The organism is Sphingomonas spermidinifaciens, assembly GCF_002351485.1.
Taxonomy (GTDB): domain Bacteria; phylum Pseudomonadota; class Alphaproteobacteria; order Sphingomonadales; family Sphingomonadaceae; genus Sphingomonas; species Sphingomonas spermidinifaciens.
Genome location: NZ_NWMW01000003.1, coordinates 167,754 through 190,327, shown reverse-complemented (window position 1 = coordinate 190,327; position 22,574 = coordinate 167,754). Strand labels below are relative to the sequence as shown.

Annotated in this window: 29 protein-coding genes; 18 read left to right on the top strand and 11 right to left on the bottom strand. The window is 67.7% G+C overall.

What is annotated here, in order from left to right:
- The first annotated feature begins 21 nt into the window (after positions 1-21).
- Entirely contained in the window at positions 22-1,428 is a 1,407-nt protein-coding gene (dnaA, locus tag COC42_RS16210; RefSeq protein WP_096344406.1) for a chromosomal replication initiator protein DnaA, read from the top strand.
- A 391-nt stretch (positions 1,429-1,819) separates the two neighbouring features.
- On the opposite strand, the gene trpS is transcribed toward dnaA, so the two are convergent.
- The 3 genes from trpS to secB are packed head-to-tail and all read right to left on the bottom strand — an operon-like array spanning position 1,820 to position 4,952.
- Complete coding sequence (gene trpS, locus COC42_RS16205) at positions 1,820-2,827, bottom strand: tryptophan--tRNA ligase (protein ID WP_096344405.1); 1,008 nt, start codon at positions 2,825-2,827, stop codon at positions 1,820-1,822.
- A gap of 10 nt (positions 2,828-2,837) precedes the next feature.
- Positions 2,838-4,406 (bottom strand): murein biosynthesis integral membrane protein MurJ, encoded by a 1,569-nt coding sequence (gene murJ / locus COC42_RS16200; protein ID WP_096344404.1) that lies wholly within the window; start codon positions 4,404-4,406, stop codon positions 2,838-2,840.
- 33 nt (positions 4,407-4,439) lie between these two features.
- Entirely contained in the window at positions 4,440-4,952 is a 513-nt protein-coding gene (gene secB, locus COC42_RS16195) for a protein-export chaperone SecB (RefSeq protein ID WP_096344568.1), read from the bottom strand.
- A gap of 197 nt (positions 4,953-5,149) precedes the next feature.
- Between secB and COC42_RS16190 the strand changes: the two genes are divergently transcribed.
- From COC42_RS16190 to COC42_RS16180, 3 genes are read left to right on the top strand one after another with little or no spacing between them, the layout of a single operon-like run.
- Positions 5,150-5,773, top strand: a complete 624-nt coding sequence (locus tag COC42_RS16190; RefSeq protein ID WP_096344567.1) for a Tim44/TimA family putative adaptor protein — start codon at positions 5,150-5,152, stop codon at positions 5,771-5,773.
- Between the two features lie 11 nt (positions 5,774-5,784).
- Positions 5,785-7,092 (top strand): murein transglycosylase A, encoded by a 1,308-nt coding sequence (mltA, locus tag COC42_RS16185; RefSeq protein WP_096344403.1) that lies wholly within the window; start codon positions 5,785-5,787, stop codon positions 7,090-7,092.
- Positions 7,067-7,594, top strand: a complete 528-nt coding sequence (locus COC42_RS16180; RefSeq protein ID WP_176484725.1) for a Smr/MutS family protein — start codon at positions 7,067-7,069, stop codon at positions 7,592-7,594. The genes mltA and COC42_RS16180 overlap by 26 nt, the downstream gene beginning before the upstream one ends.
- Positions 7,595-7,623: 29 nt before the next feature.
- Here the strand turns inward: COC42_RS16180 and dapE are convergent, their stop codons facing one another.
- Positions 7,624-8,754 (bottom strand): succinyl-diaminopimelate desuccinylase, encoded by a 1,131-nt coding sequence (dapE, locus tag COC42_RS16175; protein WP_096344402.1) that lies wholly within the window; start codon positions 8,752-8,754, stop codon positions 7,624-7,626.
- A gap of 1 nt (position 8,755) precedes the next feature.
- A complete protein-coding gene (locus COC42_RS16170; protein ID WP_096344401.1) occupies positions 8,756-9,430 on the bottom strand; it encodes a glutathione S-transferase family protein in 675 nt (224 codons plus the stop codon).
- Positions 9,431-9,586: 156 nt separating this feature from the next.
- Here COC42_RS16170 and ccmC point away from each other — a divergent pair, with 156 nt between their 5' ends.
- From ccmC to COC42_RS16145, 6 genes are read left to right on the top strand one after another with little or no spacing between them, the layout of a single operon-like run.
- On the top strand, positions 9,587-10,246 hold the full coding sequence (gene ccmC, locus COC42_RS16165) for a heme ABC transporter permease CcmC (protein ID WP_245844354.1): 660 nt from the start codon (positions 9,587-9,589) through the stop codon (positions 10,244-10,246).
- The gene (locus COC42_RS18135) at positions 10,243-10,371 is read left to right on the top strand and encodes a hypothetical protein (protein ID WP_281253115.1); all 129 of its coding nucleotides are present in this window, start codon (positions 10,243-10,245) and stop codon (positions 10,369-10,371) included. The genes ccmC and COC42_RS18135 overlap by 4 nt, the downstream gene beginning before the upstream one ends.
- Positions 10,368-10,802 carry a cytochrome c maturation protein CcmE gene (gene ccmE / locus COC42_RS16160; RefSeq protein ID WP_096344400.1) on the top strand — a complete coding sequence of 145 codons (435 nt, stop codon included), beginning with the start codon at positions 10,368-10,370 and terminating at the stop codon, positions 10,800-10,802. Before COC42_RS18135 ends, ccmE begins: the two co-directional genes overlap by 4 nt.
- Positions 10,799-12,766, top strand: coding sequence for a heme lyase CcmF/NrfE family subunit (locus tag COC42_RS16155; protein ID WP_096344399.1), 1,968 nt, complete (start codon positions 10,799-10,801; stop codon positions 12,764-12,766). The genes ccmE and COC42_RS16155 overlap by 4 nt, the downstream gene beginning before the upstream one ends.
- Positions 12,763-13,290: a DsbE family thiol:disulfide interchange protein gene (locus COC42_RS16150; RefSeq protein WP_096344398.1), complete on the top strand. Its 528-nt coding sequence runs from the start codon at positions 12,763-12,765 to the stop codon at positions 13,288-13,290. Before COC42_RS16155 ends, COC42_RS16150 begins: the two co-directional genes overlap by 4 nt.
- A complete protein-coding gene (locus COC42_RS16145; RefSeq protein ID WP_096344397.1) occupies positions 13,287-13,691 on the top strand; it encodes a cytochrome c-type biogenesis protein in 405 nt (134 codons plus the stop codon). The genes COC42_RS16150 and COC42_RS16145 overlap by 4 nt, the downstream gene beginning before the upstream one ends.
- Positions 13,692-13,779: 88 nt before the next feature.
- On the opposite strand, the gene COC42_RS16140 is transcribed toward COC42_RS16145, so the two are convergent.
- Positions 13,780-14,325, bottom strand: coding sequence for a GNAT family N-acetyltransferase (locus tag COC42_RS16140; protein WP_096344396.1), 546 nt, complete (start codon positions 14,323-14,325; stop codon positions 13,780-13,782).
- Between the two features lie 93 nt (positions 14,326-14,418).
- Here COC42_RS16140 and COC42_RS16135 point away from each other — a divergent pair, with 93 nt between their 5' ends.
- From COC42_RS16135 to COC42_RS16125, 3 genes are all read left to right on the top strand, one after another.
- A complete protein-coding gene (locus COC42_RS16135; protein WP_096344395.1) occupies positions 14,419-15,051 on the top strand; it encodes a glutathione S-transferase family protein in 633 nt (210 codons plus the stop codon).
- Between the two features lie 64 nt (positions 15,052-15,115).
- The gene (locus COC42_RS16130; protein WP_096344394.1) at positions 15,116-15,484 is read left to right on the top strand and encodes a dihydroneopterin aldolase; all 369 of its coding nucleotides are present in this window, start codon (positions 15,116-15,118) and stop codon (positions 15,482-15,484) included.
- Positions 15,481-16,245 (top strand): SDR family oxidoreductase, encoded by a 765-nt coding sequence (locus COC42_RS16125; RefSeq protein ID WP_096344393.1) that lies wholly within the window; start codon positions 15,481-15,483, stop codon positions 16,243-16,245. The genes COC42_RS16130 and COC42_RS16125 overlap by 4 nt, the downstream gene beginning before the upstream one ends.
- Here the strand turns inward: COC42_RS16125 and COC42_RS16120 are convergent.
- Positions 16,242-16,877 (bottom strand): hypothetical protein, encoded by a 636-nt coding sequence (locus COC42_RS16120; RefSeq protein WP_245844325.1) that lies wholly within the window; start codon positions 16,875-16,877, stop codon positions 16,242-16,244. The two genes, COC42_RS16125 and COC42_RS16120, sit on opposite strands and share 4 nt — an antisense overlap.
- A 492-nt stretch (positions 16,878-17,369) precedes the next feature.
- On the opposite strand from COC42_RS16120, the gene COC42_RS16115 reads away from it, so the two are divergent.
- The 5 genes from COC42_RS16115 (at position 17,370) to COC42_RS16095 (ending at position 20,501) form a co-directional block, all read left to right on the top strand.
- Positions 17,370-18,044 carry an energy transducer TonB gene (locus tag COC42_RS16115; protein ID WP_096344391.1) on the top strand — a complete coding sequence of 225 codons (675 nt, stop codon included), beginning with the start codon at positions 17,370-17,372 and terminating at the stop codon, positions 18,042-18,044.
- 69 nt (positions 18,045-18,113) lie between these two features.
- Positions 18,114-18,920, top strand: coding sequence for a MotA/TolQ/ExbB proton channel family protein (locus COC42_RS16110; RefSeq protein WP_096344390.1), 807 nt, complete (start codon positions 18,114-18,116; stop codon positions 18,918-18,920).
- A gap of 94 nt (positions 18,921-19,014) precedes the next feature.
- Entirely contained in the window at positions 19,015-19,494 is a 480-nt protein-coding gene (locus COC42_RS16105; RefSeq protein ID WP_096344389.1) for an ExbD/TolR family protein, read from the top strand.
- Between the two features lie 29 nt (positions 19,495-19,523).
- The gene (locus COC42_RS16100) at positions 19,524-19,949 is read left to right on the top strand and encodes an ExbD/TolR family protein (protein WP_096344388.1); all 426 of its coding nucleotides are present in this window, start codon (positions 19,524-19,526) and stop codon (positions 19,947-19,949) included.
- Between the two features lie 189 nt (positions 19,950-20,138).
- Complete coding sequence (locus COC42_RS16095; protein ID WP_096344387.1) at positions 20,139-20,501, top strand: tetratricopeptide repeat protein; 363 nt, start codon at positions 20,139-20,141, stop codon at positions 20,499-20,501.
- A 224-nt stretch (positions 20,502-20,725) separates the two neighbouring features.
- Here the strand turns inward: COC42_RS16095 and COC42_RS16090 are convergent, their stop codons facing one another.
- From COC42_RS16090 to secE, 4 genes are all read right to left on the bottom strand, one after another.
- On the bottom strand, positions 20,726-20,986 hold the full coding sequence (locus COC42_RS16090) for a hypothetical protein (RefSeq protein WP_096344564.1): 261 nt from the start codon (positions 20,984-20,986) through the stop codon (positions 20,726-20,728).
- Positions 20,987-21,003: 17 nt separating this feature from the next.
- Positions 21,004-21,552, bottom strand: a complete 549-nt coding sequence (dcd, locus tag COC42_RS16085; RefSeq protein ID WP_096344386.1) for a dCTP deaminase — start codon at positions 21,550-21,552, stop codon at positions 21,004-21,006.
- A 101-nt stretch (positions 21,553-21,653) separates the two neighbouring features.
- Entirely contained in the window at positions 21,654-22,190 is a 537-nt protein-coding gene (gene nusG / locus COC42_RS16080) for a transcription termination/antitermination protein NusG (protein ID WP_096344385.1), read from the bottom strand.
- A gap of 7 nt (positions 22,191-22,197) precedes the next feature.
- On the bottom strand, positions 22,198-22,401 hold the full coding sequence (gene secE / locus COC42_RS16075) for a preprotein translocase subunit SecE (protein ID WP_176484731.1): 204 nt from the start codon (positions 22,399-22,401) through the stop codon (positions 22,198-22,200).
- Between the last annotated feature and the right edge of the window lie 173 nt (positions 22,402-22,574).

Below are 22,574 nucleotides of genomic sequence, written 5' to 3'. Positions count from 1 at the left end.
GGCAACGAACCGCTTCGATCCATGCCGGCGATCGTCGATGCCTGGGACTTGGTGCGCCGCAACCTGCGTAGCCAGTCGGGCGCGAAGGTCTTCGATCAGTGGCTGAAGCCGGCGGTGCTGGCGGCGGGCTCCGATGAGGAGACGGTGCGCATCGGCCTGCCGTCGCCATTCATGACCAATTATGTGAAGAGCCATTTCGGCGACCGGCTGCGGCTCGAGTTCCGGCAGCTGATGCCGAGCGTGCGCAGCGTCGTCGTCGAGACCTCGACCAAGGCGCTGGTGCCGCCGAGCGCCAACGACGAATCACCCGCCACCACTGCCGCGCCAGCGCCGTCGGTGCCGCGTGTGCTGGGCGCCGATCGCCCGCTCGCCGCGGCGCCCGCCAAGCCCGCACGCGAGGGCGAGCGATTCGCGTTCGACCCGCGCTTCACGTTTGACCGATTTGTCGCCGATGCGACCAATCAGGTCGCGTTCAACGCCGCGCGGCTGCTCGCCGCGGAGGGACCGGTCCGGTTCAGCCCGCTCTACCTCCACGGCGCGACGGGGCAGGGCAAGACGCACCTCGCCCATGCGATCGGCCACGCGTTTCTGGAGGCGCATCCCGCGGGCACCGCGATCTACATGCCGGCCGAGCGCTTCATGTTCGAGTTCGTGAAGGCGGTGCGCGAGCGCGATACCTTCGCGTTCAAGGCGCGACTGCGCAGCGTCGACCTGCTCGTCATCGACGACCTCCAGTTCATCGCCGGCAAGGATTCGACGCAGGAGGAGTGCTTCCACACCGTCAACGAGTTCATGACGATGGGCAAGCGACTGGTCATCTGCGCTGATCGCAGCCCGCGGATGCTTGAAGGGATCGACCCCAAGCTGGTCGGCCGGCTCGCCTCTGGCCTCGTCGCCGACATCCGTCCGCCCGAATATGCGCTTCGGCGGGCGATCCTCGCCGCGAAGCTGGCTGACATGCCGCAGGTGAGCGTGCCCGACGAGGTGCTCGAGCTGCTTGCGATGCGAATCACCGCGAACATCCGCGAGCTGGAGGGGGCGCTCAACCGCCTCGTCGCCTATGCCCAGCTCATTGGCGAGGCGGTAACGATGGACTTCGCGCTCCAGACGCTGGGCGAGGTGCTGAAGGGCCCGCAGCGCCGCATCACGATCGACGAGATCCAGAAGGCGGTGTCCGCGCATTTCGAGGTGAAGCAGCTCGACCTCGTCTCCGAGCGCCGCGCCGTCGCGATCGCGCGGCCGCGCCAGATCGCGATGTACCTCGCCAAGAAGCTGACGACGCGTAGCCTGCCCGAAATCGGCCGCAAGTTCGGCAACCGCGACCATTCGACCGTGATCCACGCGGTCAAGCGGATCGAGGAACTGCGCGACAAGGACCGGGAGATCGACACCGCGGTCAGGGGGCTGATGCGCCAGCTCGAAGGATAGGGGCGCTGTTCAACGCGTTGACCCAGCCATAGCCTTTGTGCCTCACAGGTGCCCCTGTTGAGGTCGTCATCCACCGCACGTCGATCGGACTGGTTGCCATTGGCATGTCGGGGTCGCATCGGCCCAGATTTCACCGCAGGTCACGCCGGGAATGGTATCGGGCGCAGGACTTCCCGCGATCGGCAACAGCTTCGGCCACGATCCCGATCCGCGAATCGGGGCTTCGAACCGGGAAGAATAGCAGCGCCTTCGCCGCGACCGGATCAATCGCATCCTCGCAGCCAATCCGAACGCCGAAGCCGAACTGCGCGCGCTGCCGACGCGCAAGGCGCGCGTCGCTTATTTCCGCAAACTGGACAATGCGACCCCGCGTTATTGAGGCGGCGGGGCCTCAGTCCACCTGAAGCCCCATTGCGTCCTGAGCCGCGCGAAGCATAGGCGCGGCCAGCGCCTGCGCCTTGGCCGCGCCCTTGCGGAGTTGCGCCGCCACCTCGCCTCGGTCGGCCAGTAGCTGCGTCAACCGGTCGCGGATCGGGCCGATCTTCGCCACGGTGAGGTCGGCCAGGCGCGGCTTGAAGGCGCCGAAGCCTTGCCCTGAAAACTCGCCCAGCACTTCGGCCGGGGTGCGCCCTTCGAGGGCGGCGTAGATCGTCACGAGGTTGCGGGCCTCGGGCCGTTCGGCGAGGCGTTCGATCGTCTCGGGCAGCGGTTCGGGGTCGGTCTTGGCCTTCTTCACCTTGCCCGCGATCGCGTCGTCATCGTCGATCAGGTTGATGCGGCTCATGTCGCTGGGGTCGGACTTCGACATCTTCGCCGTGCCGTCGCGCAGCGACATGATTCGCGGCGCTTCGGCCGGGATGATCGGCTCGGGCAGCGGGAAGAGCTCGACGCCGAAGTCGAGGTTGAACTTGGTCGCGATGTCGCGCGCGAGTTCGAGGTGCTGCTTCTGGTCCTCGCCCACGGGCACGTGGGTCGCCTGATAGACGAGCACATCGGCGGCCTGAAGCACGGGATAGGTGAACAGGCCGACGCTCGCGCCTTCGCGGTTCTTGCCCGCCTTGTCCTTCCACTGGGTCATGCGGTTGAGCCAGCCCATACGCGCGGTGCCGCCGAGCAGCCAGCAGAGCTCCGAATGGGCGGGGACGCGCGCCTGGTTGAACAGGATCGCGCGATCGGTGTCGATCCCCGCCGCCATCAGCGTCGCCGCCATCTCGATCGTCGCGGCGGCGAGTTGCGCCGGCTCCTGATGCACCGTCAGCGCATGCAGGTCGGCGAGGAAGAACAGGCAGTCGTCGCCCGGCGCCATCGCGTCCTGCATCGCCACCCAGTTTCGGATCGCACCCAGATAATTGCCGAGGTGCAGATTGCCGGTGGTCTGAATACCCGAGACGATACGCATTTGTCTGGTCCTAGTCGGTGGAACGGCGGCGGATGAGCGCCTTGATGTCGGCAGGCCGGAACGCGCCCGTCGCGAAACAGGCGACCGCATAGATGGCAACGCCGATCCCGACCAGCACCGCCAAGGCGGGCAGCGTCATCAGCAGCGACCCTTGCGTATAGGGCACGAACCACGGCTTGATGAAATAGAGCACGCCGCCCATCGCCAGCGCGGCGACCGTGAGGCGTGGGATGCGGCGGCGAAGCTGCGCGTCGGCGGTGAAATGACCGCGCTTCCGAAGCGTCGAATAGAGCATTGCGACGTTGAGGCTCGACGACAGCGCAGTCGACAGCGCCGAGCCGATGATGCCGACGGTCGGGATCAGCACGAGGTTGCCGGCGATGTTGACCGCGATCGAGATCATCGCCAGCCGCACCGGTGTCTTCGTGTCGGCTCGCGCGTAGAAGCCCGGCGTCAGCACCTTGACCAGCACATAAGAGGGCAGGCCGATCGAAAAGGCCGACAGCACCCAGCCGGTGCGGATCGTGTCGGTCGCGTCGAACTGGCCGCGCTGGAACAGGCCCTGCACGATCGGCTCGGCGGCGAAGACGAAGGCGGCAGCGGCGGGCAGCGTGAGGAACAGCGCCAGTTCGATGCCACGGTTCTGCGTTTCCATCGCCTGCGCGTCATCGCCCTTGCGAAGCAGCCGCGTGACGGTGGGGAGCAGGATCGTCCCCAGCCCGATCCCGATCATGCCGAGCGGCAGCTGATTGACGCGATCGGCATAGTTGATGGCGGAGATCGACCCTTCGGCCAGCAGCCAGCCGGCGAGCGCGGTCGAGATGGCGAGGTTGATCTGCGCCGCGCCGGCGCCCGCGGCGGCCGGAACGATGAGCTTAAGGAGGCGCTTCACATCGTCGTCGAGCTTGGGCAGCCGCAGCCGCAGCTTCACGCCCGCCGATCGGCAGGCGAGCACCAGCCAGCCGAACTGAAGTGCACCGCCCGCCGTGACCGCCCACGCCTGCACCCGCGCGGTCTCATAGGGATCGCCGTGGAGGAACCACAGCGCGCTCACCATCGACACGTTGAGGAGGATCGGTGCCGCGGCGTTGACCCAGAAGCGGTCGAGCGAATTGAGGATGCCGCCGAGCAGTGACGCGAGCGAGATGAGGAAGAGATAGGGGATGGTGATCCGCGACAGCGTCACCGCGAAGGCGAAATCGCTGGCCGAGGGCTGCTGTCGCTCGAACCCGCCCGCCAGCACCCAGGTGAGCGGCCAGGCGGCGAGGATCATCAGCGCGGTCATCGCGGCGAGGATCGGGAACAGCCAGGCGAGCGCCCGCTCGGCAAAGGCGATGGCGGGGGCCAGGTCGCCGTTCTCGCCCACCTTCTGGTTGAACAGCGGGATGAACGCCGAGGCGAACGCCCCCTCGGCGAACAGCGCGCGAAACATGTTGGGCAGGCGGAAGGCAACGAAAAAGGCGTCGGAGGCGAAGCTCGCGCCGATATATGCCGCCTGAAGCGTGTCGCGGACGAGCGCGAGCACGCGGCTGGCCAGCGTCAGACCGCCGACCGATCCCAGCGCGCGGACGAGGTTCATGGCTTCACTCGCACCCGCGCGCCGGCCGGCTGGTCAGGCGTTGCCGATGTCGCCGCTAATCTCGCCCTGCTCGGCGGCGGCCTGTGCCTGCGCGAAATAGAGCGCGCCGAAGTCGATCGGCTCGAGCAGCAGCGGCGGGAAGCCGCCGTCGCGGACGGCGTCGGCCAGCACGCGGCGGGCAAAGGGGAAGAGGATGCGCGGCGCCTCGCCGAGAAGGAACGGCTGAAGATGCTCGTCGGGGATGTTGCGCAGGCCGAACAGGCCGGCATAGCTCAGCTCGCACAGGTACATGACGCGGCCGTCGACCTCGCCGCGCGCCTCGATCTTCAACGTCACCTCGTGCACGTCCTCGCCGACCAGCGCCGCGCCGATGTTGAACTGGACGTCGAGCTTGGGCGCGCCCTGCGACTGGTAGATGGCGGGAGCGTTCGGGTTCTCGAACGACAGGTCCTTGACGTACTGCGACAGGACATTGGCGACCGGCGCGGTATCCTCGCCATTGGGAAGGGGCGTGCCCGCATCGAAGGGCTGGTCTTGCTGGTCCATCATGTCCTCGTCGAAAAGGCCGGCGCGGCCTGGGCTGGCCGGTCCGGGAAAGCGCGGCGACTAGCAGCGGGAACGGACCAGTTCAACGATCGCTTAGGACAGGGTCGCGCGATCGTTTGAATCATCGGGCGCGCGCGCCTATGTTGGGCCAGAATTCGATCGGAGGTCCGGTGCTTCTATACGTCATCGTCCTGGCCATGATCGCGGGTTTCCTCGCGCTTCGGCTTTACTCGGTTCTCGGTAAGCGGACGGGGCATCACCAGCCGCTGCCTAAACCGGCCGAAGAGGGCGGCGCGATCGTGCGCCCCCAACCGCGCACGATCGATGCCGAGTCCGCACCGCGCGAAGCTGCCACGCGCGCGATCGAGGGTCGCGCCGAGCAGGGCATCCGCGCGATCGTCGGCGCCGATTCGAACTTCGACGTCGTCCAGTTCCTCGATGGGGCCAAGGGCGCGTACCGCATGATCCTCGAGGCGTTCTGGAAGGGTGACCGCGATACGCTCGATTGGCTGACCGAGCCTGACGTCAAGGCGGCGTTCGTCGGCGCGATCGACGCGCGCGAGGCCGAGGGCCACACGCTCGACAACCGGTTGGTGTCGATCGAGCGCGCGGTGATCGCCGACGCCGCGCTCGACGGCCAGACCGCTCGCATCACCGTCCGCTTCGACGCCGACATCGCTGCGGTCACGCGCGATGGCGAGGGCAATGTCGTCGCCGGTTCGCTGACCGACGCGGTCGAGACGCACGACGTCTGGACCTTTGTCCGCCGGCTGCGCAGCGACGATCCGAACTGGAAGCTCGCCGAAACCGACGAAGCCTGAGAGAGGGGCGAATGCGCGCTCAGGGGGTGTGGCGCGTCAGCGTCATCGGCTTGCCGCTATTTCTGCTGGCAAGCGCCTGTTCCAACGCGATCGTGCCCGCGGGGATCGACCGCGGGACGTCGCCCACCTGGCCACGCGTCCCGGTTGCATCGACAGGGCAGCCCACGCGCTACACGCCGGGCGTCAAGCTTGGCACGCCCGCGACACCGATGCCGGCGATCCCGGCCGCTGCCGCTCCGGCGGATGCGACGAGTGCGGTCGCGGCCGGGTGGGTCGCCGGACCACCGATCGCGTCGCTGCCGATTGACGCGGCGGCCGCGCGCCGGGCGCTGGCGGCGTTTCGGCTGTCCTGTCCGTCGCTCCAGAAGCGCGCCGACGCGACCGGGCTGACAAAGGGGCCTGACTGGGTGCCGGCATGCGCGGCGGCGGGGCAGGCGGGGGACGCCAACGCCTTCTTCCGTGACCGGTTCGAAACGGTGCAGATCGCCGATGGCCGTGCCTTCGCGACCGGCTATTACGAGCCCGAGATCGCCGGGAGCCGTTCCCGGCGCGCGGGTTACGAGACGCCGATCTACGGCGTGCCGAGCGATCTGGTCGAAGTCGATCTCACCCCCTTCGCCACCGACCTTGCCGGCCGCAAGATCCGCGGGCGGGTCGAGGGCAGCCGCTTCGTCCCTTATCCGGACCGTACCGCGATCGAGGAGGGGGCGCTGACGGGCAAGGCGCCGATCATCGCCTGGGCGGCCGATCCGGTCGAGCTGTTCTTCCTCCAGGTCCAGGGCTCGGGGCGGCTTCGCCTGCCCGATGGCGGCGTGATGCGGATCGGCTATGCCAGCCAGAACGGCCGCGCCTATACCGGCATCGGCGCGCTGATGCGCGACCGCGGGCTCGTCCAGCCGGGACAGGCGTCGATGCAGGGGATCATGGCGTATCTGCGCGCCGATCCGGATCGGGGCCGCGCGCTGATGCGCGAGAACAAGAGCTATGTCTTCTTTCGCGAGCTGACGGGCCCGGGGCCGCTTGGCGCGATGGGGTTGCCGGTGACTGCAAATGCCAGCGTCGCCGCCGACCCGCGCTTCGTGCCGCTCGGCGCGCCGGTCTTTCTGTCGCTCGACCGGGCGGAGGCGAGCGGGCTGTGGGTTGCGCAGGACACCGGCGGCGCGATCAAGGGCGCCAACCGCTTCGACACCTTCTGGGGCGCGGGCGAGGATGCCCGGGCGTTTGCGGGCGGGCTGACCGCGCGGGGCACGGCGTTCCTGCTGGTGCCGCGGGGTACGCTGGCGAGGCTGGGCAATGGCCGGGCGCCGGCTCGCCCCTGACGAGTCCGCGCTCTGGGCGCGGGTGATGGCGTCGGTGCAGCCGCTGCCCGGCCGCAGTCGCCCGCCCGTGCCGCCCGAGCCGGCATCACTGACGACCCCCGCAATCACAGTGACGCCGCTTGCGGCGAAGCCGCTCGCTCGCCGTACGGCCATGCCGGGGGTGACGCTCGACGGCGGCTGGGACAAGAAGCTCGCGAGAGGGCTGGTCAGCCCGGAGAGCAGCATCGACCTGCACGGCCATACGCTGGCCAGCGCGCATGCGATGCTCGACCAGGGGCTTGCGCGGGCGATCGCGCGCGGCGACCGGGTGCTCCTTCTCGTCACGGGCAAGCCGCCGCGCCCCGAGGCCGAGCGTCCCTATGCCCGCGGTGCGATCCGGGCGGCGGTGGGCGACTGGATCGCCGCCTCGCGCCATGCCGACCGGATCGCCGCGGTACGCGCCGCGCATCCGCGGCATGGCGGGGCGGGGGCGCTCTACATCGTGCTGCGGCGTCCTAGGTAAGCCGTGCTCCGCTTCCGCGGGAGCGCGAGCTAGGCCAGCGCCCGCGCCACGATATCCCGGTAAATATCCGCCAGCGCCACCAGATCGGGGATCGCCACCGCCTCGTCCGCCTTGTGCATCGTCGCGTTGAGGAGGCCGAATTCGACCACGGGGCAGAGCGCCGACAGAAAGCGCGCGTCCGAGGTGCCGCCGCTGGTCGATAGTTCGGGCCGCAGGCCTAGCCGCGCCTCGATCGCGTCGCTGACGAGGGTGGAAAGCGGCCCCGGCTCGGTGAGGAACGCCTCGCCCGAGACGACCGGCCGCACCACAGCGTTGGGCGCATGTGCGCGGACGATCGCCGCGATCCGCTCACCCAGCTCGGCACCGCGATGCTGGTCGTTGAAGCGGATGCTGAGCCGCGCCGAGGCGAGGGGCGGAATGACGTTGGTCGCGGGATTGCCGACGGCCAGGTCAGTGATCTCGATGTTCGAGGGCTGGAACCAGTCGGTGCCGGTGTCGAGCACCAGCGCGTCGATCTCGGCCAGCGCTGCCACCAGCCGCGGAATCGGATTGTCGGCGAGGTGAGGGTAGGCGACGTGCCCCGCCTGGCCGGGGACGTCGATCCAGATATTGACCGACCCCCGCCGCCCGACCTTGATCGTGTCGCCCAGCCGATGCGTGGAGGTCGGCTCGCCTACTAGGCACATGTTGGGTTGGAGTCCGCGGACACGCATCCGGTCGATCAGCGCGCGGGTGCCGTGGATTGCTGGGCCTTCCTCGTCCCCGGTGATGATGAGGCTTAGCGTCCCCCGGTCCTGCGGGGCAGAGGCGGCCGCGACGAAGGCACCGATCGCGCCCTTCATATCGACCGCGCCGCGGCCATGGAGCAGGTCGCCGCGCACGACGGGCTCGAACGCGCCCGCGCTCCAGCCCGTCCCGGCGGGCACCACGTCCACATGGCCGGCAAAGGCGAAGTGCGGCCCGCCCGTGCCGCGCACGGCGAGCAGGTTCTCGACCGGTCCTTCGGGCGCCTCGCCTGTCACGAAGCGATCGACCGCGAAGCCGAGTGGCGTGAGCATCGCCTCGAGCACGTCGAACACGGCCCCTCGCGCGGGCGTCACGCTCTCGGCGGCGATCAGCGCCTGGGTCAGGCGCACGGGAAGGGGCGGTTCGCCGCTCATGTCAGGCGGTTGCGGTGTCCTGCTCATATTGCTCGAGCACCCAGTCCTCTTCCTGCGCGCCGGCGATCCAGTCCTGCATGTGCGGGTGGCCGATAACCGCCTGGAGATAGCCGCCCGCAAAGCGCGCGATCGGGAGCGAATAGGTGACGATCCGCGTGACCACCGGCGCGAACATCATGTCGGCGGCGCTCCATTGGCCAAACAGGAAGTCGCCCTCGCCGCCGAACCGCGCGCGTGCCTGTGCCCACAGTTCCATGATGCGGGTGAGGTCGGCGATCACGTCATCGTCCGGGCGCTTGGGCTCATAGACCTGGCGCACGTTCATCGGGTGCTTCTTGCGGAGGGCCGCATAGCTCGAATGCATCTCGGCCGCCATCGAGCGCGCCATCGCGCGGGCGGCGGGATCCGCGGGCCAATAGCGGTCGTCGCCGGTCTTCTCGTTCAGATATTCGATGATGGCGAGGCTGTCCCAGACCACCACGTCGTCGCCGTCCCACAGGATCGGCACCTTGCCCGAGGATGGCGCGAACTCGTCACCCTCGCGCCGCGCTTCCCATTCGGCGTCGTAGAGCGGCACGACCACCTCTTCGAAGGGAAGTCCCGAATGCTTGGCGGCGAGCCAGCCGCGCAGCGACCATGAACTATAGGCCTTGTTGCCGAGGATGAGCTTGAGCATGGCCGGGGCTTAGCGGCGGCGGCCCGGCCCGGCAACGCGCAACTCGCCTTTCGGACAGTGGCGTTTCGCACAAAGCCGCGATAGACAAGAGACATCGTGCTGCACGCTTATGCCAACCCTGCCCGTTTCCTGAAGATCGCGCGGCCGTTGACGCCGATGCTGATCTGGACGGGCATCGCCTTCGCAGCGTTCGGTGCCTGGGCAGGCCTCACGCAGACGCCGCCTGATTATCTTCAGGGCGAAACCGTCCGCATCCTCTATCTTCACGTCCCCGCCGCTTGGCTCGGCATGGGCGGATGGAGCGGGATCGCGATCGGCAGCATCGCCTATCTCGTCTGGCGTCACCCGCTCGCCAGCCTGTCGGCGCGCGCCTGTGCGGTGCCGGGCGCGCTGTTCGCCGCCATCTGCCTCGTCACCGGCTCGATCTGGGGGCGGCCGACCTGGGGGACGTGGTGGCAATGGGACGGGCGGCTGACGTCGATGCTGCTGCTGTTCTTCGTCTATCTGGCGTATATCGCCCTGTCGCGCGCGGATGCGCAGCGCGGTGGCGACGGGCGGATCCCCGCATTGTTCGGGCTGGCCGGCACCGTCTTGCTGCCGATCATCCGCTATTCGGTGGTGTGGTGGAACACGCTCCATCAGGGGCAGAGCCTGACGCTGACCAAATCGACGATCGACAATGCGATCCTGTGGCCACTCCCGTTCACGCTGGTCGGCTTCACCCTCTTGTTTGCAGGGATCGTGCTGATGCGGATGCGCGCGATGCTGGCCGCGGGGAAGGTCGAGGCGCGGATGCGGCGGATGGCGGCGGCATGAACCAGTGGAGCTTCGTCATCGCCGCTTATGCCGTGACGATCGCGGGCGCGGTCGGCATCACGCTTCACAGCTGGCAGACGATGCGCCGCGCCGAGCGCGCCGCCGAAAAGCTGAGCCGGCGATGAAGGCCAAGCATCAGCGCCTCGCGCTCGTCGGCCTCGGCCTCGTCGCGGTGATGGGGGCGAGCGGGCTCGCGCTCTCCGCACTCAAGGACGAGGCGGCTTTCTTCTATGCCCCCGCCGATGTCGCGGGCAAGGCGCCGCCGGTCGGCCGCGCGGTACGGCTCGGCGGGATGGTCGAGGCCGGATCGATCCACCGGCAGAACGACGGCGTGACGATCGCCTTTACCGTTACCGACGGCAAGGCGCGCGTGCCCGTCACGTTCAGCGGCATCGCCCCCGACCTGTTCAAGGAACAGTCGGGCGTGGTGGCCGAGGGGCAGTTCCGCGCCGATGGCAGCTTCGCCGCCGACAACCTGCTTGCCAAGCATGACGAGCGCTACATGCCGCCCGAAATGGCTGGCAAGATGGCCGCGGCCAAGACGCTCCAGCAATGATCGCCGAAACCGGACTGGCCGCGCTGTGGCTCGCCGCGGCGCTCGCGCTCCTTCAGCTGATGCTGGCGGCGGGGGGACTGTGGAGCGCGCGGCCGGGGCGCGCCGACCGGCAGGACCGCGCAAGCGTGGCCGCAGCGGCGCAGTTGATGGGAGGCGTCCGGCCGGTCGCGGTGGTGCAGGGGCTGCTGGCGGCGCTTTCGTTCGCGCTTCTGATCCTCGTCTTCGTGCGATCGGACATGTCGGTGCTGCTGGTCGCTACCAACAGCCACTCGATGAAGCCGCTGATCTACAAGATCGCGGGGGCGTGGGGGAATCACGAGGGGTCGATGCTCCTCTGGGTCACGATCCTCAGCCTCGCCGGCGGCGCGATTGCGATCCTCGAGCGGCGGCTGGCCGAGCGGACGCTGGTGGCGACGCTGGGCGCGCAGGCGCTGATTGCGCTTGGCTTCTATGCCTTCCTCCTGTTCGCCTCGAACCCGTTCGCGCGGGTCAGCCCGGCGCCGGTTGACGGCAACGGGCTCAATCCGCTGCTTCAGGACCCCGGCCTCGCCTTCCACCCGCCGACGCTCTATTTCGGCTATGTCGGTCTGTCCGTCGCGTTCAGCTTCGCGGTCGGAGCGCTGGTGACGCGCGACGTGGGCGCGGCGTTCGCGCGGGCGATGCGGCCGTGGGTACTGGGTGCCTGGGTGTTCCTGACGATCGGCATCACCGCGGGAAGCTATTGGGCCTATTACGAACTGGGCTGGGGCGGCTGGTGGTTCTGGGACCCGGTCGAGAATGCATCCTTGATGCCGTGGCTGGCGGCGACGGCGCTTCTCCATTCGGTGACGGTGCTGGCGACACGCGACGGGCTGCGCGCCTGGACGGTGATGCTGGCGGTGGTCGCGTTCTCGATGTCGATGATCGGCACCTTCCTCGTCCGCTCGGGCATCCTGACCAGCGTCCATGCCTTTGCCGTCGATCCGACGCGCGGCAGCTTCATCCTCGCCCTGCTCGTCCTTTACATCGGCGGCGCGCTGGCACTGTTCGGCGCGCGGATCGGGACGGTGAAGCAGGGCTCGACGTTCGAGCCGATCAGCCGTGAGGGCGGGTTGGTGCTCAACAACCTCCTTCTTTCGGTCATCCTCGGCATCGTCCTGATCGGGACGCTTTATCCCATACTGGCGCAGGCGATGGGAACGCAGCTGTCGGTGGGGCCGCCCTTCTTCAACAAGACGATCGTGCCGATCACGCTCCTTCTGATGATCGGCATCGCGGTGGGGCCGATGATCCGCTGGCGGCGCGACGACGGGCAGGCGCTGCTCAATCGCGTCACGATCCCGCTGGCGGTGGCGGTGTTCACGGCCGCGGCGTTCTTCGTCTTCGCCTGGGGCGCGGGAGCGTTCGCGATCCTCGGGCTCGGTCTTGCTGCGGGGCTTGCGGTGGCGAGCGTCGCGCCCTTGTGGAAGCGCAATCTGCGCCGCACGCCGCTATTCACCTGGGGCATGGTCATCGCGCACCTTGGCGTCGCGGTGAGCATCGCCGGGATGGCGAGCGAGCGGGCCTTCACGATCGAGAAGCTCGTCGCCGCGCGCGTCGGCGATGCCTTCTGGGTCGGGCCGTATCGGGTCGAAATGCGCGGCATCCGCCCGGCAATCGGCCCCAACTGGTCGGCGATCGAGGCGGCACTGTCGGTCCGGCGCGGGCAGGGCGATCCCTTCTGGATGCATCCGCAGAGCCGCTATTTCTCCGACCCGCCGACCAACACGAGCGAGGCCGATATCCTGACCGCGGCCGACGGCCAGCTCTATACCGTGATCGGCCAGCCCGACGGGCAGGGGCGCTGGCAGCTACGCCTTTGGTGGAAACCGTGGGTGACACTGATCTGGGCGGGCGGCGGCCTGATCGGCTTCGGCGGCCTCCTCAGCCTGATCGGCCGGGTACGGCGTGAGCGAAAGGCGCCGCGGCGCGAGGCGCTGGCTTGAACCGGCGGCTGCTGATCTGGTTGCCGTTCGCCGTCTTCGTCGGGCTGGCGGGGCTGGTGCTCTATGGGCTTTATCGGCCCGACAATACGGTCGTGCGCTCGGCTTTGGTTGGCAAGCCGCTGCCCGAATTTCGCCTTGCCCCGATCGCGCCGGGCAAGCCCGGGCTGGCGGCGGCGGACATGAAGGGCGGGGTGCGGCTGCTGAATGTCTTCGGCAGCTGGTGCATTCCCTGCATCGCCGAAGCGCCGCAGTTGATGGCGCTCAAAAATCGCGGGGTCGAGATCGACGCCATCGCCATCCGCGACACGGGGCCGGCGGTGCAGCGCTTCCTGACCGAGAACGGCGATCCCTATGCCCGCGTCGGCGACGATCCGCGTAGCCAGGTGCAACTGTCGCTAGGCTCCTCGGGCGTGCCCGAAACCTTCGTCATCGATGCCGAGGGCCGGATCGCGCACCAGCATGTCGGGCCGATCAACGCCAACGAGGTCGACGACATCCTGAAGGCGATCGAGGACGCGAAGTGAAGCGAACCGCACTCGCGCTGCTGGTCGTCGCCGCGCCCGCGCTCGGCCAGTCGAACCAGGCAGCGGCGCCGATGGCGAACGTCCAGCTGCCCGACCCCGCCAGGGAACGCGATGCCAAGGCTCTGATGGAGACGCTGCGCTGCATCGTCTGTCAGGGCCAGTCGATCGCCGACTCGGATGCCGAGATGGCGGGCGACATGCGCTCGCTGGTGCGCGAGCGGATCGGCAAGGGAGAGGCGCCCGACGATGTCCGCCGCTGGCTGATCGAGCGATATGGCGATTATGTGAGTTACGATCCGCCGCTGAGCGGGGCAACCGCGCTGCTCTGGATCGCGCCGCTCGCGCTGTTGGTGATCGGCGCGCTGATCGCCGCGCGCAGCTTCCGGCGACGGCGACGCTAATTCCTCTTCCTAGCGGAAGCTGGGATCGCTTGACGATCGTACGCCGCACCTGCCGCCAGCGACGCCGGCTGCACTGGGTTGACGGATTTCAAGAACGCGGATCAGCTCCAGCGGCCGGCTGCAAGGTATCGGCGCTGACCCGCGGCGCAACTTCGCCCGCCGTTTCGGGGACGCCCGCCCCAAGTGCGAGCAGCCGTTGCGGCTCGAACGGGCCGGGCAGCCGCCATCCGCCGGTCCGCTCCGCACTGAACCCGAAGAAGCGGCCATAATAGTCGGGATCGCCGATCAGCATCATCGCGTCGCCCCCTTCGACCTCGGCAGCCCGCTCGATCGCCGTACGGGTCAGCGCCCGGCCGATGCCGATATCCTGATGCGCGGGGCTGACTGCGATCGGTCCGACGAGGATCATCGGCACCGACCCGCCCGCGTCGCGGATCAGGCGGACGGGCCAGCATTGGATGCTCCCCACCAACTCCTCGCCAATCACCGCCGCCAGGCTCATCGCCGTAATCGGCGCGACGCCCTCGCGCAGGCGATAGGCGGTGCGTCCATGCCGGTCGGTGCCGAAGGCGGCGTCGAGCAAAGCCTCGACAGCGGCGGGCGAAACGGCTTGGATGGGGACGAGATCGAACACGGGCGTCGGCTTTCCTGTCCGCGAACAGTGCGGGCGGCGGGCCATAACGCTCCAACATGACAAGACAAGCGTCGATTTCTTGGGGAGAGAAGCATGCGCCTCTACGATTCGCCCTGGGCACCCAGCCCGCGCCGCGTGCGCATCTTTGCTGCCGAGAAGGGCATCGCGCTCGAACTGGTCGAAGTCGACCTGCCCGGCGGCGAGCACCTGCGCGAGCCTTTCCTGAAGTGCAATCCGCGCGGTGCGGTGCCGGTGCTGGAAACCGATGACGGCGCCTGCCTGACCGAAGGGCCGGCGATCTGCCGCTATCTGGAGGCGCTGCAGCCCGATCCGCCGCTGTTCGGCGCGTCGCCGATCGAGGTAGGCCGCATCGAGCAATGGACGAGGCGGATCGAGGGGGAGGGCTATGCCGCGGGCGTCTATGCCTTTCGCAACAGCGCGCGATCGCTGGCGGGCCGGGCGCTGGTCGGCGCCGCACCCTCTGTCCCGCAGATCCCCGAACTCGTGGAGCGTGCGCGGATTATGTGGACGGCGTTTGTCGCCGATCTCGACGCGCACCTCACGGACCGCGAATGGATCGCGACCGACGCCTACAGCTTTGCCGACATCACCGCGCTGGTGACGCTCGATTTCTGCGGACGGGCGAAGCTGGCAGTGCCGGAGGATGCGGTGAACCTGCGCCGCTGGCACGCGGCGGCGGGCGCGCGGCCCAGCGCCGCGGCCTGACTGGTCGCGGCCGCGGCGCTCTGCTACCGGCCGCGGCGTTTCAACCATCATCAAGGCACGAGTCTTGCCCGACAGCCTCAAGCTACAGGTCCGCGATCTCGAGGTCGACGTCCTGACCGGCGTCTATTCCGAAGAGACGCACCTGCCCCAGCCGCTGCGTATCTCGATCACCGTCGATCTGAGGATGCCCGAGCGCTTCGACCCCAATACGCCGCTGTCGGCGTCGAAATCCTATCTCGACCTCAAGTCCGCGGCGCAGAACCTGCCCGCGGGTGTCCATTTCACCCTGATCGAGGCGGTGGCCGAGCATATCGCCGACACGCTGTTCATCGGTGACGAGCGTGTGACGCGGGTGGAGGTCGAGATCGTCAAGCTCGCGATCGCCGAGGCGGGCGAGCGGATCGGCATCACGATGGTGCGGGAGCGGCGATGAGCGAGCGCCCCCTCGCGCTCGTCACCGGCAGCTGCCGCCGCCTTGGCGCGCATATCGCCGCGGCGCTGGGCGAGGCGGGCTATGACCTCGCGCTCCATGCGAGCAGCCGTGCCGAACCCGAGAGGTGGCTCGCCGATCGACTGACGATCGCGGGTGCCACGTTCATGGCGCTCCCCTGCGACCTTGGCGATCTCGCCGCGGCCGAGCATCTGGTGCCGCGCGTGGCGGCGTCGTTCGGCCGGGTGCCGGTGTTGCTCGTCAACAACGCCTCGCGTTTCGCTGCCGACGAGCAGGGGCTGCCCGGCGGCGACGCACTGGTGGATCATTTTCGCGTCAACGCCGCAGCGCCGGTGCTGCTCGCCAAGGCGCTGGCGCAGATGCTGGGCGAGGGCGAGGGGGCAGTCGTCAATATCCTCGACCAGCGGATCGCGCACCCGCCCGCCGACCAGCTCGCCTACACGCTGTCGAAGCAGGCGCTGGCCGAAGCCACGCGGACGCTCGCCCGCGTGCTCGCGCCGCGGGTGCGGGTGAATGCGGTGGCACCCGGTCTTACCATCCCGACGCAAGATTACGGCGATGCGCAACTCGCGCGTCTGACCGCCACGATGCCGCTCCGCCGCCTGTCACAACCCGAGGATGTCGCCGCCGCCGTCGTCTATCTTGCGGGCGCACGTGCCAGCACGGGACAGACGCTGTTCGTCGACGGGGGCGCCGGCCTGCACGACTTCGCCCGCGACTTCGTGCATCTCGAGCGCGACTAGGCCGGCTTACCGCATGGCCCCAGCGCGGCGATCACGAAGGCATAGTCCTCCGCCGCAATGCCGGCGCGCGCGGGCTCTTCGTTGGCGACGGCGCTGTCAGGGAGCACACGCGGCAAACCGCAGGCGAGCCGATACCAGAGCAGCGTGTCGCGCGCCGGCGGACCCGCGGCCTCGTCGACAATCTCGCCGAGCGACACCGCCCAGCGGCGCTGCTCGCCCGGGCGGCGCAGAATCAGCAGCGAAACGGGGTCGCCGCTCGGCGTCTGGAGGAAGACCTGGGTCTCGCCTTCGCCGGGCAGGCTGCCGGGGACGTGGAATGCGTTGCCGATGCCGGTGATCGCGGGCGGCGCGTCGGGGGCAAGCACCTCGCGTACCGCGCGCTTGATCTGCGCGTCGTCGGCCGGCGTCCAGGCGATCTGCGCCTCGGGCGATATGAGCTGGATCTGGTCGGCCCGACCGGCGACCGGCCGCGCAAAGGCGATAACGCGCGCCTTTCTGAGCCGGGGCACCCGCCCGCGAGCATCGAGCGGCACATCAGCAAGCCAGCCAAGCCGGGACGCCGCCGGACCGGGCGCGCGAATCAGCTGGCCCAAGTCGGCCTCGACGTAGAAACGTGCATATCCGGTTGCCAACCCGGCCGCTTCCGCTCCTTTTATCCTGACGGCGCTTCGGATCGTCGCATCGACGATCATGGGTGATTGCAGCACTCGGCCCATTGTGTCGGCATAACCGAGCGTGGGCGACGCCGCTTGCGGAGCCTGCCCGCTTTCCGCCACGATCTGTTGGTTTTGCGCCCCGATGGGGCTGGCCGGGATCGCGACGGTAACGCATGCTACCGCTAGCAAGGAGGTCGGTTTCATGGGCTGGCTTCCTATGCGAACGGGGCGGGGGGTTACAGAAATAATTCTGCCATACGTCGTTTATACGTTTGTTGCGTCCGACAAACCGTTTGCGTCACGTCGGATGCAACGATAACAATCCGGGCTCCGGACAGGCCGCGTGCCGCAGCGGAGCAGCGGGCTTGGCGTGCCGCCGCATTTTGGGCACATTGTGCAAGAGCACATGGGCCCGGAGCCGCGGCGCCGGATGAGCTACGCGCGGGAATTGAGGAGTGTCGTTACTGAATGGCCTATGCTGACCAAAAAGCAGGCTCCGGCAGGATCATCGCGATCATTATCGTCGCGGCGATCCACGCGGTGTTGGGCTACGCCTTCGTAACCGGCTTGGCGTTTCAATACATCAAGCAGGCGACCGAGAAGATGGATGTCTTCGACGTCCAGGAAGAGCCGCCGCCACCGCCGGACGAGCCGCCACCGCCGCCGCCGGAGCAGCCGACGCAGCCGCCCCCGGTTGTGACGCCGCCGCCGATCGTCAAGACCAACACGCCGCCGCCGGTGGTGGTGCAGTCGGTCAGGGAGCCGCCGCCGGTTTATGTGCCGGTACCGATCGCAGCGCCGCCGGCCCCGCCCGCGCCCGTTGCTCCGCCCGCGCCGCCCGCGCCCGTCATCAGCAAGAAGGCGGGCCCAAAGGGTAATCTCGGTCAGTATTTCGGCCGCGACAACTACCCGCCGTCGGCCATTCGTGATCAGGCCCAGGGCCGCGTTCGTGCGACGCTGACCATCGGGACTGACGGCCGCGTGGCGAACTGCGTCGTGACGTCGGGCTCGGGCAACAGCGCGCTCGACGAGGCGACTTGTCGCGGTGCCCGACGGGCCCGGTTTACCCCCGCGCAGGACGACTCGGGGAGGCCGATCCAGTCGACCTATCCGCTGTCGATCACATGGCAGCTTGAAGACTAGCGGTTTCAGGGTCCGGACCGTCATGGTCCGGGCCGGCCCCCATACCCTTTCCAGAGGATCTACCTGAACATGCTCACCACCATCCTTGCCGCCGCGCCGGCGGCCGAAGGCGAAAACCCCTACGGCCTGATGGCCGCTCTCGAGCAGGGCGGTCTGATCGCGCAGGGCACCTTCGCGATCATGGTCCTGATGTCGGTCGTGTCGTTCTACATCCTGTTCACCAAGCTCTTCGAGCAGCAGAAGATCATGAACCAGGCGAAGCGCGTCCGCGCCGAGTTCTGGCGCTCGAACAGCCTGCGCGAGGGTGCGGCGAAGCTCGAGAAGAACTCGGCCTATCGCCAGCTCGTCGACGACGGCATCGACGCGCAGGAGCAGCACTCGAAGCTGACCGATCCGGTCGAGGCGCATGACTGGCTGCACGGTTCGCTCGCCCGTTCGGAAGCGGCGATCAACTCGAAGCTGGGCGGCGGTCTCGCCTTCCTCGCGACCGTGGGTTCGACCGCGCCGTTCATCGGCCTGTTCGGTACCGTGATCGGCATCTACCGCGCGCTCATCAAGATCGGCATGTCGGGGCAGGCGTCGATCGATGCCGTTGCCGGTCCGGTCGGTGAGGCGCTCATCATGACCGCCCTCGGTCTTGCGGTCGCCGTCCCGGCGGTGCTGTCGTACAACTGGCTGCAGCGTCGCAACAAGGCGATCGCCGAGGAGCTGTCGGCCTTCTCGACCGCCGTGCTCGGCTATCTCGCCTCGAACGGCGCGGTGCGTCCGTCGATCGCCACCGCCGCCGGCACGCCCAAGGCGCAGCCCGGTGCCGCGACCAAGGCCGCCGCTCCGACGACGACGGCCGGCCAGGTCGGCGGCGCGCAGACCCGCTGATCGATCGGGTTGGAGCGATGCCGGGTCCTGCGGGATCTGGTATCGCTCCACCGGCCGCTCAAGCCGGACATGAGACTAGGATAGGAATTCGCATATGGCGATGAGCGTAGGCAACGGCACGGAAGAGCGGGTGATGTCGGACATCAACACCACGCCGCTCGTGGACGTGATGCTGGTGCTCCTCATCATCTTCCTGATCGCGGTGCCGGTGGTGCTGCAATCGGTCGATGTGCAGTTGCCCAAGGTCGAGTTCGAGCCGACCACGACCAAGCCCGAAAACATCAACCTTGCGGTTCGCGGCGCGCCCGACGGCAGCTGCGAGGTCTATTGGAACACCACCCGCGTCAACAGCCAGGAACTGCAGGACCGCGCCGTCGCCAATCTGAAGGGTGTGGTGGACCGGTTCGGCGCCAATCTGACGCCTGAAGACATTCCCGAAGTGCATATCCGCGGCGACGTGACCACGCCGTACCGGTGCATCGGCGGAACCGTCTATCAGATGCAGCAGGCGGGCTTCATCAAGGTCGGCTTCATTTCAGAGCCGCCCGCGGGCACCGGCGGTCGCCGCGCGTAATTGCCGGCGACCCGACAGGAGACTGAAACATGGCAATGAGCGGTGGCACCGAAGACGGTGAACCGATGGGCGAAATGAACACGACGCCGTTGATCGACGTCATGCTCGTGCTGCTCATCATGTTCATCATCACCATCCCCATCCAGACGCACGCGGTGAAGGTCGACCTGCCGCAGGACTCGTCAACCAATCGTCCGCAGGAAGTCGATCCGGTCAAGAACAAGATCGTGATCGATCCGCAGGGGAACCTGAGCTGGAATGGCGCGCCCGTGAACGAGGTGACGCTGACCCAGTATCTGGATCAGACGGCGCAGATGAGCCCGCAGCCCGAGCTGCATTTCCAGCCCGACGCCGAGGCGAAGTATGACCGCGTCGACCAGGTGCTGGCGATCATCAAGCGGGCGAACGTCACGAAGCTGGGCTTCATCGGAAACGAGCAGTACCGCGAGTTCTGATCCGTTCGGATGAGTCTCGTTTCAAGAGGCGGCTTCGGCCGCCTCTTTTTTTGTGTCGATTGCGAAGCTTGCAATCGTCGGCTCGAGCGACCGCTCGCTTAAACAGGCTATTGCGTCATCCTAATGAAACGCGCATGTCATATAAGTGTCACGTAAGCGACACGTAACAGACATGTGAAGGATGACGAAATGCGTGTGATCAAGGCAATCATTGTCACGGCGATGCTGGGCGTCCCGGCGGCGTCGGCCGTGGCACAGGACCGGGCCGACCCCTATGCCCACAACGCCATCGAGGCGGGCGACTTCACCGAGGCCGAGACGTCGCTGCGCGCGCAGCTCGCGCTCGAACCGACAAAGCCCGAACTGCTCATCAATCTCGCGGCGATCTATGCGCGCACCAACCGGCTCGACGCAGCGCAGGCGATGTATGCGCGCGCCATGCAGGCCGAAAACGTGTCACTGCTGCTGCGCCCCGACTTCGCGCAGGATTCGCATGTGATCGCCAAGCGCGGAATGATGAAGCTCGAGCGACAGCGGATGGCTGCTCGCTGACGCCAGGGCAGGGCGCGCCCGCTATAGGCGCGCTCTGCCACAGCGTTGCGGGACGGCGCCGCTGCATCTTCTCGGCGCGAGGGGCCAAGCCAAAGCGCCGGCTATCACGTGCCTTACTTCGGAGTTGATCGGCATCCGCGCCTACGCGAGGTGACGCTTAAGCAGTGCTCCGGATCAAGTCCGGGCTGACGAGTAGCCGGAGAAGGAGGCTGACAGCCGGGCCCTCAGTCCTCGTCCTCGGCGTCGAGCATATCCATGAGGTCGCGTGCCGCCTCACGATCCTCGGCTCGCTTGAACGTCGCCTCCAGATCGGGTGCCGCGCCCAGCATGTAGAGCATCGTCCAGAGCGCGAAGCGGTGCGAGGCATCGGTGGTGAGCCCCAGATCCACCCGCATCCGCTCGATCCCGGCGAGCAGCGCGTCCTGCGGCACGCTGCCGAGGTCATCGGTGCCGAAATAGTGGCGGGCCTGATCGTCGAACTGCACGTCTTCGGTCACCGCCGTCAGAGCCGCGGCAGCGTGACGCCGCGCTGACCCATATATTTGCCTGCGCGGTCGGCATAGCTCGTCTCGCACGGCTGCTCGCCTTTCAGGAACAGGAACTGGCAGGCGCCTTCGTTGGCATAAATCTTGGCCGGCAGCGGCGTCGTGTTCGAGAATTCGAGCGTCACATGCCCCTCCCATTCGGGTTCGAGCGGGGTCACGTTCACGATGATCCCGCAGCGCGCATAGGTCGACTTGCCGAGGCAGATGACGAGCACGTCGCGCGGCACCCGGAAATATTCGACCGTGCGGGCCAGCGCGAAGCTGTTCGGCGGAATGATGCATACGTCGGTCTTGCGATCGACGAAGCTGTTGGCGGCGAAATCCTTGGGGTCGACCACCGCCGAATCGACGTTGGTGAAAATCTTGAACTCGTCGGCAACGCGCGCGTCATAGCCATAGGAGGACAGCCCATAGCTGATGCAGCCCTCGCGACGCTGACTCTCGACGAACGGCTCGATCATGCCGCCCTGCGCCGCTTCGCGAATCCACCGGTCCGACAGGATCATTCGAACTCCCCTTCACTCGAGCGGCGCTTGTCGCGGGTCGTGGGCGCGGCGGCAAGGGGAGAAGTGCCCCGCCGCGATCGTGCACGGCGGGGCCAAGACAACTACTTGCTGCGCTCGACCTGCTCGAAGTCGAGTTCGACCGGGGTCGCGCGGCCGAAGATCGACACCGCGACCTTGACCTTTGCCTTGTCGAAATCGAGTTCCTCGACGAGGCCGTTGAAGCTGGCGAACGGGCCGTCCAGCACCTTGACCGAATCGCCGATCTCGAAATCGACCTTGATCTTCTGCTTAGGCGCAGAGGCGGCCTCTTCCTTGGAATTGAGCATCCGCGCGGCTTCGGCGTCGCTCACCGGCTGCGGCTTGCCCGACGAGCCGAGGAAGCCCGTCACCTTGGGCGTGTTCTTGACGAGGTGATAGACGTCGTCGTTGAGCTCAAGCTTGGCGAGGACATAGCCGGGCATGAACTTGCGCTCGGACTGCACCTTCTTGCCGCGGCGGACCTCGGTCACCTGCTCGGTCGGCACCTCGATCGCCTCGACCAGCCGCTCCAGGCCCATGCGGTTCGCTTCCGACATGATCGAATCGCGGACCTTGTTCTCGAAGCCCGAATAAGCGTGGATGATGTACCAGCGCGCCATCGTCGAATTATCCCTTTTGCGCGAGCGAGAGGAGGAACTTGACCAGGGTGTCGAAGAAGGTGTCGACGCCCAGGAAGAAGATCGCGAGCAGCGAGGTCATGATGACCACCATCACCGCGGTCATCACCGTTTCGCGCCGCGTCGGCCACACCACCTTTGCGGTTTCGGCGCGTACCTGGCGGATGAACTCGGACGGACTGGTCTTGGCCACTTCACTGATCCTCGATTGATCGGCCGCCAACCGGGCATGGGCCTGCTGCCCGTTTCCCTCGGGGAAGTCGGTGCAGTCCATCCAGATTGTCGGATTGAGCGCCGGACATAGCGCTGGCAAGGCTGCGGGGCAAGGGCTGGATCGTTCCGGAACCGGCGGGATGGCGCGGCGTT

Excerpts from the sequence above, each read along its gene's own strand:
- COC42_RS16115 (WP_096344391.1), top strand. The coding sequence starts at position 17,370 with ATGGCCTATGCTGACCAAAAAGCAGGCTCCGGCAGGATCATCGCGATC.
- murJ (WP_096344404.1), bottom strand. The coding sequence starts at position 4,406 with ATGAACCTCGTCCGCGCGCTGGGATCGGTCGGCGGTCTGACGCTGGCC.
- COC42_RS16105 (WP_096344389.1), top strand. The coding sequence starts at position 19,015 with ATGGCGATGAGCGTAGGCAACGGCACGGAAGAGCGGGTGATGTCGGAC.
- nusG (WP_096344385.1), bottom strand. The coding sequence starts at position 22,190 with ATGGCGCGCTGGTACATCATCCACGCTTATTCGGGCTTCGAGAACAAG.
- secB (WP_096344568.1), bottom strand. The coding sequence starts at position 4,952 with ATGGACCAGCAAGACCAGCCCTTCGATGCGGGCACGCCCCTTCCCAAT.
- COC42_RS18135 (WP_281253115.1), top strand. The coding sequence starts at position 10,243 with ATGAACCAGTGGAGCTTCGTCATCGCCGCTTATGCCGTGACGATCGCG.
- COC42_RS16135 (WP_096344395.1), top strand. The coding sequence starts at position 14,419 with ATGCGCCTCTACGATTCGCCCTGGGCACCCAGCCCGCGCCGCGTGCGC.
- COC42_RS16100 (WP_096344388.1), top strand. The coding sequence starts at position 19,524 with ATGGCAATGAGCGGTGGCACCGAAGACGGTGAACCGATGGGCGAAATG.
- ccmE (WP_096344400.1), top strand. The coding sequence starts at position 10,368 with ATGAAGGCCAAGCATCAGCGCCTCGCGCTCGTCGGCCTCGGCCTCGTC.
- COC42_RS16125 (WP_096344393.1), top strand. The coding sequence starts at position 15,481 with ATGAGCGAGCGCCCCCTCGCGCTCGTCACCGGCAGCTGCCGCCGCCTT.
- mltA (WP_096344403.1), top strand. The coding sequence starts at position 5,785 with ATGCGCGCTCAGGGGGTGTGGCGCGTCAGCGTCATCGGCTTGCCGCTA.
- COC42_RS16190 (WP_096344567.1), top strand. The coding sequence starts at position 5,150 with ATGATCGCGGGTTTCCTCGCGCTTCGGCTTTACTCGGTTCTCGGTAAG.
- COC42_RS16170 (WP_096344401.1), bottom strand. The coding sequence starts at position 9,430 with ATGCTCAAGCTCATCCTCGGCAACAAGGCCTATAGTTCATGGTCGCTG.
- dapE (WP_096344402.1), bottom strand. The coding sequence starts at position 8,754 with ATGAGCGGCGAACCGCCCCTTCCCGTGCGCCTGACCCAGGCGCTGATC.
- trpS (WP_096344405.1), bottom strand. The coding sequence starts at position 2,827 with ATGCGTATCGTCTCGGGTATTCAGACCACCGGCAATCTGCACCTCGGC.
- COC42_RS16180 (WP_176484725.1), top strand. The coding sequence starts at position 7,067 with ATGGCCGGGCGCCGGCTCGCCCCTGACGAGTCCGCGCTCTGGGCGCGG.
- COC42_RS16110 (WP_096344390.1), top strand. The coding sequence starts at position 18,114 with ATGCTCACCACCATCCTTGCCGCCGCGCCGGCGGCCGAAGGCGAAAAC.
- dnaA (WP_096344406.1), top strand. The coding sequence starts at position 22 with ATGCCGGCGATCGTCGATGCCTGGGACTTGGTGCGCCGCAACCTGCGT.
- COC42_RS16155 (WP_096344399.1), top strand. The coding sequence starts at position 10,799 with ATGATCGCCGAAACCGGACTGGCCGCGCTGTGGCTCGCCGCGGCGCTC.
- dcd (WP_096344386.1), bottom strand. The coding sequence starts at position 21,552 with ATGATCCTGTCGGACCGGTGGATTCGCGAAGCGGCGCAGGGCGGCATG.
- ccmC (WP_245844354.1), top strand. The coding sequence starts at position 9,587 with ATGCTGATCTGGACGGGCATCGCCTTCGCAGCGTTCGGTGCCTGGGCA.
- COC42_RS16095 (WP_096344387.1), top strand. The coding sequence starts at position 20,139 with ATGCGTGTGATCAAGGCAATCATTGTCACGGCGATGCTGGGCGTCCCG.